The sequence below is a fragment of the Phyllobacterium bourgognense genome, assembly GCF_003337575.1.
GTDB lineage: Bacteria > Pseudomonadota > Alphaproteobacteria > Rhizobiales > Rhizobiaceae > Phyllobacterium > Phyllobacterium bourgognense.
On sequence record NZ_QPJM01000002.1, the window covers coordinates 137,433 to 151,261 of the forward strand.

The window sequence follows — 13,829 nt, forward strand, 5'->3', positions numbered from 1 at the left end:
TCGTGTTGCACGTCATTATGGGCAGAAAATCATTCAAAATCAAAGCGCTATGATGTTCAAATAATCCTAGTGCTCGATCCGCGGGTCAAGGGCCAGATCTGCACCCACGCTACTATCCTTTGAAAACAGGGCCGCATCGGCCCTTTTTCATGCACGCAAGGCAAGCATTGGATTGCCAGCAAATCGTTAGAGGAGATTTCCATGAGCATTCGCCGTATTGAAGTTGGTCCACGCATGAGCCAGGTCGTAATCCACGGCAACACGGCCTATCTAGCCGGCCAGGTCGGCAGCCCAGGCAAGAGCGTGACCGAGCAGACCAAGGACGTCCTGGCTTCGATCGACCGCTTGCTCAAGGAAGCCGGCACCGACAAATCCAAGCTGTTGCAAGCCATCATCTGGCTCGATGACATGAAGGATTTCGGCGAGATGAATGCCGTGTGGGATGCTTGGGTCGACCCGGCAAATACCCCGGCGCGTGCAACGGGCGAAGCCAAGCTTGCAACGCCGGAATACAAAGTCGAGATCATTATCACTGCCGCGATCTAGGATGTGTTGATATTCACGCCATGACGGTCTGCAAACGGCATTTTTCTGCGATCCGGCGCTCACGTACTTCAAGTACGCTCCGCTCCGGTTCTCGAAAACTACCGTTTTCGACTCGTCATGATCGCGAATCTCACTGCACCCCAGAATCTTCCCTGGTTCTGCATAGTCAGACTGAATCGGCTGACATTGACCGAACACAAAAATATCCCAGCTGAGTCACCAGAATAGTTGGCGTCGTGGCGGGAATACTCAAGTAAATTGCTTGAGCGCACTGGATTTTTGGCGCGGAAATGAATAAAGTCCGCGCTTCTCCGGATTGCCGTAGTGGCAATTCTTCAAACGCTTGTCTGATTGTGGCTCATTTCCTTCCGCAAGGCGAGACAAGCATGGGTAAGGAAAACGATTGCAAGTTCTCGTCCGTGATAACAATGTTGAACAGGCCCTTCGGGTCCTGAAGAAGAAGATGCAGCGGGAAGGTCTCTTCCGCGAAATGAAGGCGCGCCAGGCTTTTGAAAAGCCATCCGAGCGCCGTGTCCGTGAAAAAGCAGAAGCCGTTAGCCGTGCCCGCAAGGCTGCACGCAAGCAGGCTCAGCGCGAAGGCCTGTTGCCGGGTCCGAAGAAGAAGGAACGCGTTGCCCGTCCAGCCGGCAACAATGGCAGCGACTTCAACAACCGATAATTCATGACCGGGTTCATCCGGTCATTCATAAGCGCGACAGAACCCGCATGGTCCAGGCCGTAGCGGGTTTTCGTTTTTAAAGAGCTTTCGATAACTTCATTTTGATGGTCATCCGAAACCATATTGCCGGTTTCCAATAAGTGCCTGCTTGTGCTGTGGCAGCGGCTTCTATTCATAGGTCACAGAATCATCCCGTATGGAGACAGGTCGAAATGGCACTCAAGCTCAATATTATCATAGCTAGCACGCGGCCGGGTCGCGGTGGCCCAGCCGTTGCAAACTGGTTCAATGAATTTGCCAAACTGGATGGCCGCTTTGAACCTGTTCTCATCGACCTTGTTGAGATTGACCTGCCGATCTTCGACGAACCGAACCATCCCAAGATGAAGAAGTATGAACACGCTCACACGAAGAAGTGGAGTGCCATCATTGATTCAGGCGACGCTTATGTCTTCGTCACGCCGGAATATGATTACAACGCCCCGCCGTCCTTGACGAACGCGTTGATCTATTTGTTCCAGGAGCGGAGCTACAAGCCGGCAGGTTTCGTCAGCTATGGCGGCGTATCGGGTGGGTTGCGTTCCGTTGAGTCCGTGAAGGGACTGATCGCTGGCCTGCATATGGTGCCTATCCCGGAAGGTGTGCCTGTTGCGAACTATCGGCAATTCATCAATGACGAAGGCGTGTTCCAGCCAAGCGATCTGATGAAAACCGGTGCAACGGCGATGCTGACCGAATTGCTCAAGTGGGCGACGGCTCTCAAACCTTTGCACACTTCGTGATCTATTGACCCGCTTGACAAGTGCGTCATCAGCGGGTCACATAAACACATTCACCAGGGGAGTCCCGACAAGGGGCTGAGATACTGCTGGCTTTTGCAGCGCAGTGACCCGTTGAACCTGATCCAGTTCATACTGGCGTAGGGACGGTGCAAAAGTCTTCGCATAGAGTGTCTAGGCACTCGGTCTCTGTTCAGACTCGCGAACTCCTTTCATCCTTCCGGCACAGAACTGGGTTTCCACGCACTTGTTGCGCCATCCGTCCACTTGGATGGACGCATAATGGTCGCAGCAACACTTTTAATGGCTCATGGTCCTTATCCAAAAAGGAAGCACTTTTTGGGAGTCATGAGCGGGCAAAGGAACCTGATGATGACCGTTTTTAATCCAACTATTTCAAGCACGCCTGCTGTTTCGACCGGACCACTGCCTGCGTCGATCAAGATTTACAAAACCGGGCACATTCATCCGGATATCCGCATCCCCATGCGTGAAATCGCGGTTCATCCGACTGCGGGCGAGCCCAACGTCACAGTCTATGATTCGTCAGGTCCCTATAGCGATCCGTCAGCAGAAATCGATATCGCCAGGGGCATCCCGCGTGTTCGCGAAAGCTGGCTCGCCGCACAGGGTAATGTCCATTCCTATGACGGTCGCCGTGTGATTCCGGCGGATAATGGCTTTGCCACGGGCGAACGGCTGACGCCGGAATTCCCCATCCGCAACAATCCGTTGAAGGCAAAGGACGGCAAAGCCGTTACCCAGCTTGCTTATGCACGGGCAGGTATCATCACGCGGGAAATGGAGTATGTCGCGATCCGCGAAAATCTGGGCCGGGAGAGCGCCAAGAATGGTGTGATGCGTGATGGCGAATCGTTCGGGGCATCAATCCCCGATCACGTAACCCCGGAATTCGTTCGGGAAGAGATAGCGCGGGGCCGGGCAATCATTCCTGCCAACATCAACCATCCGGAGCTTGAGCCGATGATCATCGGGCGCAATTTTCTGGTCAAGATCAACGCCAATATCGGCAATTCCGCTGTGACGTCTTCGATGGCCGAGGAAGTGGAAAAGATGGTCTGGGCTACGCGCTGGGGCGCGGACACGGTGATGGATCTCTCCACCGGGCGCAACATTCATAATATACGCGAATGGATTATCCGGAATTCGCCGGTGCCGATCGGCACGGTGCCGCTCTATCAGGCGCTGGAAAAGGTTGATGGCATTGCGGAGAACCTCACATGGGAGGTTTATCGCGACACGCTGATCGAGCAGGCGGAGCAGGGGGTGGATTATTTCACCATCCACGCCGGCGTGCGGCTGCACTATATTCCGCTGACGGTGAACCGCGTCACGGGCATTGTCTCGCGCGGCGGTTCGATCATGGCAAAGTGGTGCCTGCACCACCATCGCGAAAGCTTTCTCTACGAGCATTTCGAGGAAATCTGCGATATCTGCCGCGCCTACGATGTGAGCTTCTCGCTGGGGGATGGCCTGCGACCTGGTTCTATCGCCGATGCCAACGACGCTGCGCAGTTTGCCGAACTCGAAACCCTGGGCGAACTCACGCAGATTGCGTGGGCCAAGGATTGCCAGGTGATGATCGAGGGACCTGGCCATGTGCCGATGCACAAGATCAAGGAGAACATGGACAAGCAGCTCGCAGTTTGCGGCGAGGCGCCATTCTATACGCTCGGACCGCTCACAACGGATATTGCGCCCGGTTATGATCACATCACGTCCGGCATCGGTGCTGCGATGATCGGCTGGTTCGGGACCGCGATGCTTTGCTACGTGACGCCGAAAGAGCATCTTGGTCTGCCGAACCGCGACGATGTTAAAGTCGGCGTGATCACTTACAAGATTGCCGCTCACGCCGCTGACCTTGCCAAGGGACATCCCGCGGCTCAATTGCGCGATGACGCGTTGTCACGGGCGCGTTTCGAGTTTCGCTGGGAGGACCAGTTCAACCTGTCGCTCGACCCGGAAACGGCGCGTCTCTACCACGACGAGACCTTGCCCAAGGAAGCGCACAAGGTGGCGCATTTCTGTTCGATGTGCGGGCCGAAATTCTGCTCCATGCGCATCTCTCACGACATCCGTGCCGAGGCGCAAAAGGAAGGCATGGCTGCCATGGCGGAGAAATTTCGTGAGGGCGGCGATCTCTATATGCCGTTGAACAAAGGTGCCTGAAGGAATGAATGTTCTCGTAAAGGGCGCCGGCGTGGCCGGATTGTCGGTCGCCCACGAATTGACGTCACGCGGCGCGCGCGTGACGGTGCTCGACCCGCAACCGGGCAGCCACGCGGCTGCATCCTGGTTTGCAGGGGGGATGCTTGCGCCCTACTGCGAGCGGGCGAGTGCTGAGCAGATAGTTGTCGAGCTCGGCGTTGGTGCCGCTGACTGGTGGGAAGCGGCGCTGCCCGGCTCAGTGAGATGCAATGGTACGCTGGTCTTGGCGCCAGTCCGTGACGCCAGGGAGCTTGAACGGTTCGGCTCGCGAACGTCTGGCTTTGAATGGGCTGACGATGACGCGATTAGGACGCTGGAGCCGGACCTTGCTGGGCGCTTCCGCAAGGGATTATTCTTTGAGGGGGAAGCGCATCTTGACCCCCGACACGTGTTGATCGGTCTTGCGGCGAAACTGGCGGAAGCAGGTGTCGCATTCGAAACCGATCCATTGCGGGCCGCAACAGCCGGTTTTGATTGGACCGTTCAATGCACCGGCTATTCCCGCGAAGATCAGACCATGCGCGGCGTGCGCGGTGAGATGCTGATCCTGCGTACCTCAGATATCTCCTTGTCACGTCCTGTCAGGCTCGTTCATCCGCGCTTTCCTATCTATGTCGTACCGAGGGCCGACCACACGTTCATGGTGGGCGCAACGATGATCGAAAGCGACTCTGCCGGTCCGGTCACCGTGCGATCGATGATGGAATTGCTGAACGCGGCCTATAGCCTGCACCCCGCTTTCGGTGAGGCCGAGATTGTCGAAACAGGGGTGGGCATTCGCCCCGCCTATCCGGACAATCTGCCGCGTGTCGTCCGCGAGGGTAAAACCACCAGCATCAACGGGCTTTACCGGCACGGTTTCTTGCTTGCCCCGGCGATGGCCATGCAGGTGGCTGATATGGTTTTGAATGAAAGGACAGCAACCCGATGAAACTGCTCGTCAATGGTGAACCGCACGAGGTGTCGGCGCAATCGCTCGATGCTTTGCTTGCCGAACTGGAATTCGAGGGCGAATGGCTGGCGACGGCAGTCAATAGCGAGTTGGTCCGGGCGACCGAACGGCAGGACTGCCTTTTAAGCGAAGGCGACCGCATCGAAATACTGACACCCAAACAAGGCGGATAGAATGAAGCGAGATCATTACATGGATTTATTGGCTGTATTGCCCATGTGCGTGGTTCGACAAGCTCACCATGAGGGAGATTTGTGGACTGCAAGCACAACCATCGATGCTTCAGGACCTGATTCCTTGCATACAAACCATTTCCCTCATGGTGAGCTTGTCGAACCACGCACCTGGGTGATGCGGCCAATTGCGAGCGCTGGGTGGATGCCATGTTGAGTTTGTATGGGACAAAGGTGTCCTCACGCGTGTTACTGGGAACAGCGCAGTATCCTTCGCCCGCTATCCTTATGGATGCAATCAGAGTATCCGGCACGGAAATCGTCACCGTCTCGCTGCGGCGGGAAATGGCAGGCGGCAAATCCGGTGACAAGTTCTGGTCGCTCATCCGGTCGCTTGGAACACATGTGCTGCCGAACACGGCGGGATGTCATACGGTGAAAGAAGCTGTGCTCACGGCACAGATGGCAAGGGATGTCTTTGCGACCGACTGGATCAAGCTCGAAGTCATTGGCAATCACGATACTTTGCAGCCGGATGTCTTCGCACTGGTCGAGGCTGCCCGGATATTGTGCGGCGAGGGCTTCAAGGTGTTTCCCTATACGACAGACGATCTGATAGTCGTCGAGCGGCTGTTGGAAGCAGGTTGCGAGGTTTTGATGCCATGGTGCGCGCCGATCGGCTCGGCTCTCGGACCGCTCAATTTGCATGCACTGCGTTCACTACGGGGCAATTTCCCCGACGTTCCAATGATTATCGATGCGGGTCTCGGGCGTCCATCCCATGCTGCGACGGTCATGGAACTCGGATTTGACGCCATCCTGCTGAACACGGCCGTGGCGAAGGCCGGCGATCCGGTGGCAATGGGCGGGGCTTTTGCCAAAGCAGTTGATGCGGGGTATGCGGCCTTTCACGCAGGCATGCTGGAGCCTCGCGACGTTGCCGTTCCGTCAACACCCGTGATCGGCCGGGCCGTTTTTACCTGATGGCGCGAAGTAGGCTTAGCTATCAAGCAACTCTGCGACTTTACGGTTATCGCCGTAAATGAGGCAATCGGCGATCGTCGTCTTGTCCAGGACCGCACGGGTGACATTGGCGACTTCATTGAAGACGTGGCGTATTTCACACGTCGCTTCGTCCTGGCAATCCTCGCAGCGGCGATAGGCAATCTTGCTCAGGCAGGGGAGAGGAGCAATCGGACCGTCGATAAGACGCAGTACCTCGCCGAACGTGATTTCTTCGGCCGCCTTTAGCAGGAGATACCCGCCCATCTTGCCGCGACGGCTTATCACTATACCCTGGTGCTTCAGATCCAACAGTATCTGTTCGAGAAACTTCTTCGGGATATTCTGTTCTTCAGCGATATCCGAGATGAAGAGAGCTTTCTCGGCATCTGCCCTGGCCAGAACGACAAGCGCCCGCAGAGCATATTTGGCCTTTTGCGATATCATTTCTTCTTTGCCTGACTACCAGTGTGGTGCAGTCATAGTCCCTCGCACACCATTTTCTAGTGTAAAAATGTTAAAAAATGAGTTTTTTTACGGCGGCGAAATGTCTTAAAAATGGTGTGTAAGACGCTGAAAAATAATAATTCGTTAAGAATGCGCTGCAGAAGGCGGTGCGGGAACGGAGAATCCAATACACGATTAAATCGGTAGAGATTGTTGACAAATGATTTCAAGGCGTCATCATTAGCTAACTCTGCAACCGGATTGTTTGATGGAGGTCGCAATGTACAGTGAAGTATCAGGCATATTTAACCGGGCAGAACGCCTGTGGCGGAACGTTTTTGTAGCTGAAACTTTCGGCCGGAATGCCAGCGATCCCAAGCTGCGTGATCGCGAAGAAGCTGCGGCCAAGAAAAACCGCAACTGGACCGAGGAGGATTTCCTCTGGTGCTGGCAACACCGCGGATTTTGGTGAGTCAATAATCTTTGACTGCGGCGCGGCAAGTGATGGCTGCTTGCTTCAAATTGCTTCTTTGGAGTATATGATTTCGGCATTTCCGGGCATATTGGAAAACAAATTCTTTCGCATTGGTGATTTTACCGCCACTCTCGCAAAAAATGTCCGGCACCTTCGTGCGGGCGAGGCTGTGGGAGTATCCAATGAAAAGACTGTTTGTATATGCTGCTCTGGCTCTCAGTGTGAGTTTGACGCCGGTCAAGGCTGCAGACGAACCCACCGAGATTCTCAATGTTTCCTACGATATCTCGCGCGAACTTTATGGGCAGATCGACAAGGCCTTCACTGCCGAATACAAACAGCAATCTGGCAAAGATATCACGGTCAACCAATCACATGCTGGTTCTTCCAAGCAGGCCCGCTCGATCCTCGAGGGTCTTGAAGCCGATGTAGTCACTTTTAACCAGGTGACAGATGTTCAGGTTCTGCATGACAAGGGCAACTTCATTCCCGCCGACTGGCAGTCGCGTCTGCCGAATAACTCTTCGCCGTACTATTCTTTGCCGGCCTTCCTCGTGCGAGCCGGCAACCCGAAGAATATCAAGAACTGGGATGATCTGATTCGCGATGACGTGAAGGTCGTTTTTCCAAACCCCAAGACCTCCGGCAACGCACGTTACACCTATCTGGCGGCTTATGCCTTTGCGCTTGAAAAGTTCAATAAGGACGACGCCAAGGCGCAAGAATTCGTGAAAAAGCTGCTCGCCAATGTGCCGGTGTTCGACACTGGCGGTCGTGGTTCAACGACGACCTTTGCCGAGCGCGGTATTGGCGATGTGCTGATCACCTTCGAGGCAGAAGTCCTGGGAACACGCAAGCAACTCGGCGAGGACAAGTACGAAGCGGTTGTCCCGCCGGTGAGCCTGCTTGCCGAGTTTCCAGTGACCGTGGTCGACAGGGTCGTGGATAAACGCGGCTCGCGCGCGATCGCGGAGAATTATCTGAAATTCCTCTATTCTCCGGAGGGGCAGGATATTCTCGCGCAGAACTACAACCGTGTGAACGACGAGACGGTGAAGGCGAAATATGCATCGCAATTTCCGGAAACTCGCCTGCTGACTGTCGAAGATGTCTTTGGCGGTTGGGCAAAAGTGACCAAGGATCAATTCTCCGAGGGCGGAACGCTCGACAAGGTGTTCACCAAGCGCTGACCTTGCCGGACGCAGTGCGGTTCAGAGCCGCACTGCTTACTTTTCAACCCGCGCTTGCGTTCATCCGAGCATAGGCTAGAAACTGCTCATGTTTTCAAGGTCCAGTCAGCGAGGAATATTGCCGGGTTTTGGTCTCACTCTTGGTGTGACCCTGCTGTATTTCGTCATCATCGTTGCGCTGCCGCTTTTGGCCATGTTGTATAAATCCATCAACCTTGGCTGGGCCGATTTCTGGAGTATCGTATCCTCGGAGCGCGCGGTTGCGACGTATCGCATTACGATCGGTGCAGCGGCGCTTGCGACAGTGCTCAACGCGATTTTCGGTGTCCTGCTGGCATGGGTTCTGGTTCGCTATGATTTTCCGGGACGGCGCCTTCTCGATGCGGCGGTTGATCTGCCTTTTGCGTTGCCGACTGCGGTTGCCGGACTTGCGTTGGTCACCGTATTTTCCTCGAACGGCTGGTTTGGCCAATATCTGGAACCGTTGGGAGTAAAGGTTGCCTATACGCCGCTGGGTATTGCCCTTGCGATGACGTTTACCAGCATTCCCTTTGTTATCCGGACAGTGCAGCCGGTGCTGGAAGACGTTGCTGCTGATGTCGAAGAGGCGGCACGATCATTGGGCGCCACCAACTGGCAAATATTTGCCAGGATCATATGGCCGGCGATTTTTCCGGCATTCATTGCAGGATGCAGCCTTTCTTTTGCACGCAGCCTTGGAGAGTTTGGCGCCATAGTCTTCATCTCCGGCAATTTGCCGTTCGAGACGGAGGTCATGTCTCTCCTCGTATTCATTCGCCTTGATGAATACGACTACCCGGCAGCCGCTGCGCTGGCGACGGTGATGCTGGTCACTGCGTTCGTCATGCTGTTCGTCACCAACTCAATTCAGGCCTGGCAGTTGCGTTATGCAGACCGCAACTAGTCTCGTTTCACCAGCGGCTATAGGACAACCGTCGCGACGGCATGGCATCAAGCCATCGCGACTGTCGCAGTGTTTGCTGATCGCGTCGGCGGTCTTCCTGTCGATCCTGTTCATCGGCGTGCCTATGGCGGTGATTTTCACCTATGCTTTCCGAGAGGGTATCGCTGTCTATTTCACCCAGATCCTGCAACCCGCGACACTGCACGCTGTCTGGTTGACGGTTCTCACGGCGATCGTCGTTGTGCCCATCAATATGATCTTCGGGATATGTGTGGCGTGGCTGGTGACGCGGTTTCGTTTTCCTGGGCGGCGGTTGCTGATTACCCTGATCGAGATACCGTTTTCGGTATCGCCGATCGTCGCCGGTGTGACCTACCTGTTTCTCTACGGGAGCCAAGGCCTTCTTGGGCCGTTGCTTGAGAGCTACGACATCAAGATCATGTTCACAGTTCCTGCGATATTTCTTGTGAGCCTGTTCGTAACGAGCCCGTTCGTGGCACGTGAGCTTATTCCGTTGATGCAGGCGCAGGGTAGCGAGGACGAAGAAGCCGCGATCACCCTTGGCGCGACTGGGCTACAGACCTTCTTCTATGTCACATTGCCGAATATCCGCTGGGCGCTGCTCTACGGCGCGGTCCTTTGCAATGCTCGCGTTATGGGCGAATTCGGTGCCGTTTCCGTCGTTTCGGGCGCCATTCGTGGTCAGACCAACACATTGCCGCTTCAGATCGAACTTCTGTTCAATGATTATAACGTTACTGGGGCATTTGCTGCCTCATCGACACTGGCTTTGATCGCCGTCGTGACGCTCATCCTCAAGTATTTGCTTGAACGCAAGCAAACGAGCTAGAGCCTTACGCTGCTCGTTGAGCGCGAAAATCCTGCTGCGGTCTGCGCATTGAATCCGCCAGAATGTACGCTTCCGGCCATGAGCCAAAGCCGCTTTCGATATTGATGTGTCCGGCATTTTTCATATCGACGAAGCCTGAGCCCCAAACACCGGCCAGAGCTTCTGCCTTGTTGAATGACATATAGGGATCGTTGCGGCTGGCGACCACGATTGAAGGGAAGCCAAGCTTGTGGCGTGGCAGGGGGGCAAAGCTGCGGAACCTGGAATCCTGAACGGCCATACGTTCGGCGTCGGCTGGCGCAACCAGAACTGCACCCGCGACATGCGCTGCCGATGGACGGCTGGCGAGATGCGTGACGAGAACACAGCCGAGGCTATGCGCGACCAGCACCGCGCCGGGTGTTTCGGCAAGGGTTGCTTCAAGAACGTGGAGCCATTGGCAAAGGACCGGATTGTCCCAATCGTCCTGCTCGACAAGGCGCGCTGTTTCGTCCTCCAGCAGCCATTGCTGTTGCCAGTGGCCTTTCTCGGACCCGCGATATCCCGGAATGATCAATGTCGTCATGCGCCACCACTCCTTTTGTGCCATTGCTTTGGAGAAGGATTCGTAATGTGGCCTCAAAATAGGGTAGCGACGCTGATCCATGAAGGAACTGCGCACTAAACTCAGTCAGAAATGGAAAATATTCCCTGCGCGAATGGTGATTATCGTAAAATGACCTGTCAGGTATCGCTGTCTTTCTTGTACCAGCGCAACAGCAACTGCGAGCGCTCAAAATAAAGTACGACAAGCAGCGAAAGGGCAAATGGAATCAACAGGTAGAACAAGCGGAAAATAATCAGTGCCGCCAATACGTCGGCCTGATTCATATCGGGCAAACCGGTGAGGAAGACCAGTTCCAATACGCCGAGGCCGCCGGGCGCATGGGAGATCAGCGCCGCGGAGAATGATACGAGAAAGATCCCGAGAATAATGAGAAAGCCGGGATTGCCTGCTGTCGGAAGCGTAAAGTAAATGATGGCGGCGGCACCGATGAGCTCCAATGGCCCGACGATCAACTGCTGGGCGACCACTGGCAACCGCGGATACTCGAGGGTGAAGCGCCGAATGCGCAGCGGCCGGAAATGCAGCCAACTGCCGAACACATAGAGTATGACGATTGCCAAGGCAGCGAAACCCAGCACGTAGCTTAAGGAAGGCGGCAGTTCTGCGTTGAAACGCTGAAGGAGATGCGGCTCCAAGAGCAGAACGACTGCACTCAGTGTCAATACTCCCAACATGAAAGTGAATGAACAGAAGGCTATGAGCAGCGCAATTTCAGGGCCGCTCATGCCTTGCGAGGAATAGGCGCGATAGCGAACCACAGCTCCAGAGAGAACCGAGGCGCCGATATTGTGCGAAAGTGCGTAGGTGGTGAACGAACAGAGCGCGATGAACAACCAGGAAATCTTGCGGCGCAGGTGTAGTAGCGCAATGCGATCATAGCCGGCCAGGGCAGTGTAGGCGACGAGAGATGCAAAGCCTGCCAGAATCCAACGATGTGCAGGAATGGCATAAAGGCTATGAATCACGTCATCCAGCGAGATGCTCCGCAGCTCCTTGTAAAGGAGCCATACGGAAATCCCGACGGCGGCCAGCCCAACGACCGGCCATACGTAATCCTTTAATTTCATGCTTTTTCCTGCTCGCCCATTCTTATTCTATACCGCTTTTGTTGCTTCGATACGGTCCGATTTCTCCGGCTTGGGGTCCTCGAGGTCGAGGATGTGGGCGACGATTCCGCGCGCTATTTCACGTTCACCCATGATGACCGCGTCCGCGCCAAGATCTTGCAAATGCTGAACCTCCGCATCTGAGTGAGCTCGCGCCAAAATGCTGATGACGGGGTTTGCGGCCCGGGCCTTGACCACAATCTGTCCGGCTTCAAAAGCGTTCGGAATGGCGATGATCAGTTGACGGGCCTGGGCAAGATTGGCGGCGGCGAGGATATCACCATTGGCTGCGTTGCCGACGATCGTTTCGATGTTCTCGTCATGCAGTTTCGCTACAGTTTTGTCGGCGTCCTCGATGACGAGAAATGGCTTGCCGACTTCTTTAAGCGCCTCACCGACAAGACTGCCGACGCGGCCATAGCCAACCAGAACGGCATGGTCAGTAAGTGTGGTCGGGCGGATTTCCACATCGGGCATTTCAACCGCTGCCAAATCTTCGGTAGATGGCTCTTCGGTTGGCACACGCTTTTCGAGCCGCGGCTTCAGGTACGTAACGCCTGCAAACACCAATGGGTTGAAGAGTATCGACAGGATGGCACCGCCGAGAATGAGGTCGCGGCCTTCCTCAGGCAACATGCCCAACCCGACGCCGAGCTCGGCAAGAATGAAAGAGAATTCACCGATTTGCGCCAGGCTTGCAGAAATGATCAGGGCAGTACCCGTTGGATAGCCAAAGGCGCGGACGATGAAAAATGCGGCAAGCGACTTTCCAACGACGATGATTGCGAGCGTTGCGAGCAGCGGCAAGGGATCATTGACGATTGTCATCGGGTCGAACAGCATGCCAACCGAGACGAAAAACAGCACTGCAAAGGCGTCGCGCAAGGGTAGGGATTCCTCTGCTGCGCGGTGGCTGAGTTCGGATTCGCTCATGATCATGCCGGCGAAGAACGCGCCGAGCGCCAGCGACACGCCGAATAGCTTGGCCGCACCGAAGGCGACGCCCAATGCGATTGCCAGCACAGCCAAGCGGAAAAGCTCGCGCGATCCGGTATGTGCGATCGCATGCAGGGTCCAGGGGATGACCCTGCGCCCGACGATGAGCATGACGGCAACGAAGGCAGCAACCTTGCCAAGTGTCAGTGCTACCACGCCGCCGATGCCAAGATCGAAATATCTGACGATTGGATCGCTCGCGGCCCGAACCATATCGCCCGTTTCACTACCGCCATTGATGGCGCCGGCAATAGCCGGCAGCAGGACGAGGGCAAGAACCATGGCAAGGTCTTCGACAATCAACCAGCCGACAGCGATACGCCCTCGTTCTGTCTCGATCAGCCGCCGCTCCTGCATGGCGCGCAGGAGAACCACGGTACTTGCAACCGAGAGTGCGAGGCCGAAGACAAAGCCGGCTTGCATGCTCCAGCCGAGAATCCAGGCAAGGCCAGCGCCAAGCAAGGTCGCAACCAAAATCTGCACGATGGCGCCGGGAATTGCGATGGCGCGAACCGAGAGAAGATCCTTCAAGGAAAAGTGCAGGCCGACGCCAAACATAAGCAGAATGACGCCGATCTCGGCGAGCTCGGAAGCCAACTCCTGATCGGCGACAAAACCGGGAGTATGCGAGCCGGCCAAAACACCGGCTACGAGATAACCGACAAGGGGAGGAATACGCAGACGATTGGCAATCGCACCGAAAATAAAGGCCAGAACCAGACCTATGACGATTGTCGCAATCAGCGGCGTTTCATGAGGCATAAGTCGGCGTCTCCCTCGTGAGGGTACGCTGTTATTCACGCCATGGCGGCCTGCAAATGGCAGTTTTCTGTGATCCGGTGCTCACGTACCAAAAGTACGCTCCGCTCC

Annotated in this window: 15 protein-coding genes and 1 riboswitch; of the genes, 11 read left to right on the plus strand and 4 right to left on the minus strand. The window is 55.5% G+C overall.

What is annotated here, in order from left to right; translation table 11 throughout:
* Positions 1-201: 201 nt before the first annotated feature.
* The 7 genes from C7476_RS04325 (at position 202) to C7476_RS04355 (ending at position 6,345) form a co-directional block, all read left to right on the plus strand.
* Complete coding sequence (locus C7476_RS04325) at positions 202-546, plus strand: RidA family protein (protein WP_114428683.1); 345 nt, start codon at positions 202-204, stop codon at positions 544-546.
* Between the two features lie 403 nt (positions 547-949).
* Entirely contained in the window at positions 950-1,225 is a 276-nt protein-coding gene (rpsU, locus tag C7476_RS04330; RefSeq protein WP_114428684.1) for a 30S ribosomal protein S21, read from the plus strand.
* 212 nt (positions 1,226-1,437) lie between these two features.
* Positions 1,438-2,007: an NADPH-dependent FMN reductase gene (locus C7476_RS04335; RefSeq protein ID WP_114428685.1), complete on the plus strand. Its 570-nt coding sequence runs from the start codon at positions 1,438-1,440 to the stop codon at positions 2,005-2,007.
* Between the two features lie 45 nt (positions 2,008-2,052).
* A riboswitch (TPP riboswitch) is annotated at positions 2,053-2,169 on the plus strand.
* A 207-nt stretch (positions 2,170-2,376) separates the two neighbouring features.
* Positions 2,377-4,197: a phosphomethylpyrimidine synthase ThiC gene (gene thiC / locus C7476_RS04340; RefSeq protein ID WP_114429018.1), complete on the plus strand. Its 1,821-nt coding sequence runs from the start codon at positions 2,377-2,379 to the stop codon at positions 4,195-4,197.
* 4 nt (positions 4,198-4,201) lie between these two features.
* Positions 4,202-5,167: a glycine oxidase ThiO gene (gene thiO, locus C7476_RS04345; protein ID WP_114428686.1), complete on the plus strand. Its 966-nt coding sequence runs from the start codon at positions 4,202-4,204 to the stop codon at positions 5,165-5,167.
* The gene (gene thiS, locus C7476_RS04350; RefSeq protein ID WP_114428687.1) at positions 5,164-5,361 is read left to right on the plus strand and encodes a sulfur carrier protein ThiS; all 198 of its coding nucleotides are present in this window, start codon (positions 5,164-5,166) and stop codon (positions 5,359-5,361) included. The genes thiO and thiS overlap by 4 nt, the downstream gene beginning before the upstream one ends.
* Positions 5,362-5,571: 210 nt before the next feature.
* The gene (locus C7476_RS04355) at positions 5,572-6,345 is read left to right on the plus strand and encodes a thiazole synthase (protein ID WP_114429019.1); all 774 of its coding nucleotides are present in this window, start codon (positions 5,572-5,574) and stop codon (positions 6,343-6,345) included.
* 15 nt (positions 6,346-6,360) lie between these two features.
* On the opposite strand, the gene C7476_RS04360 is transcribed toward C7476_RS04355, so the two are convergent.
* Positions 6,361-6,810: an RrF2 family transcriptional regulator gene (locus C7476_RS04360; protein WP_114428688.1), complete on the minus strand. Its 450-nt coding sequence runs from the start codon at positions 6,808-6,810 to the stop codon at positions 6,361-6,363.
* A gap of 280 nt (positions 6,811-7,090) precedes the next feature.
* Here C7476_RS04360 and C7476_RS04365 point away from each other — a divergent pair, with 280 nt between their 5' ends.
* From C7476_RS04365 to cysW, 4 genes are all read left to right on the plus strand, one after another.
* Positions 7,091-7,282 (plus strand): hypothetical protein, encoded by a 192-nt coding sequence (locus C7476_RS04365; RefSeq protein WP_114428689.1) that lies wholly within the window; start codon positions 7,091-7,093, stop codon positions 7,280-7,282.
* A 185-nt stretch (positions 7,283-7,467) separates the two neighbouring features.
* Entirely contained in the window at positions 7,468-8,475 is a 1,008-nt protein-coding gene (locus C7476_RS04370; RefSeq protein ID WP_114428690.1) for a sulfate ABC transporter substrate-binding protein, read from the plus strand.
* Between the two features lie 88 nt (positions 8,476-8,563).
* A complete protein-coding gene (cysT, locus tag C7476_RS04375; protein ID WP_114428691.1) occupies positions 8,564-9,400 on the plus strand; it encodes a sulfate ABC transporter permease subunit CysT in 837 nt (278 codons plus the stop codon).
* Positions 9,384-10,250, plus strand: a complete 867-nt coding sequence (gene cysW / locus C7476_RS04380; RefSeq protein ID WP_114428692.1) for a sulfate ABC transporter permease subunit CysW — start codon at positions 9,384-9,386, stop codon at positions 10,248-10,250. The genes cysT and cysW overlap by 17 nt, the downstream gene beginning before the upstream one ends.
* A 4-nt stretch (positions 10,251-10,254) precedes the next feature.
* On the opposite strand, the gene C7476_RS04385 is transcribed toward cysW, so the two are convergent.
* The 3 genes from C7476_RS04385 to ybaL form a co-directional block, all read right to left on the minus strand.
* Positions 10,255-10,815, minus strand: coding sequence for an alpha/beta hydrolase (locus tag C7476_RS04385; RefSeq protein WP_114428693.1), 561 nt, complete (start codon positions 10,813-10,815; stop codon positions 10,255-10,257).
* A 158-nt stretch (positions 10,816-10,973) separates the two neighbouring features.
* Positions 10,974-11,924 (minus strand): lysylphosphatidylglycerol synthase domain-containing protein, encoded by a 951-nt coding sequence (locus C7476_RS04390; RefSeq protein WP_114428694.1) that lies wholly within the window; start codon positions 11,922-11,924, stop codon positions 10,974-10,976.
* Between the two features lie 27 nt (positions 11,925-11,951).
* Entirely contained in the window at positions 11,952-13,721 is a 1,770-nt protein-coding gene (gene ybaL, locus C7476_RS04395) for a YbaL family putative K(+) efflux transporter (protein ID WP_114428695.1), read from the minus strand.
* Positions 13,722-13,829 lie beyond the last annotated feature (108 nt).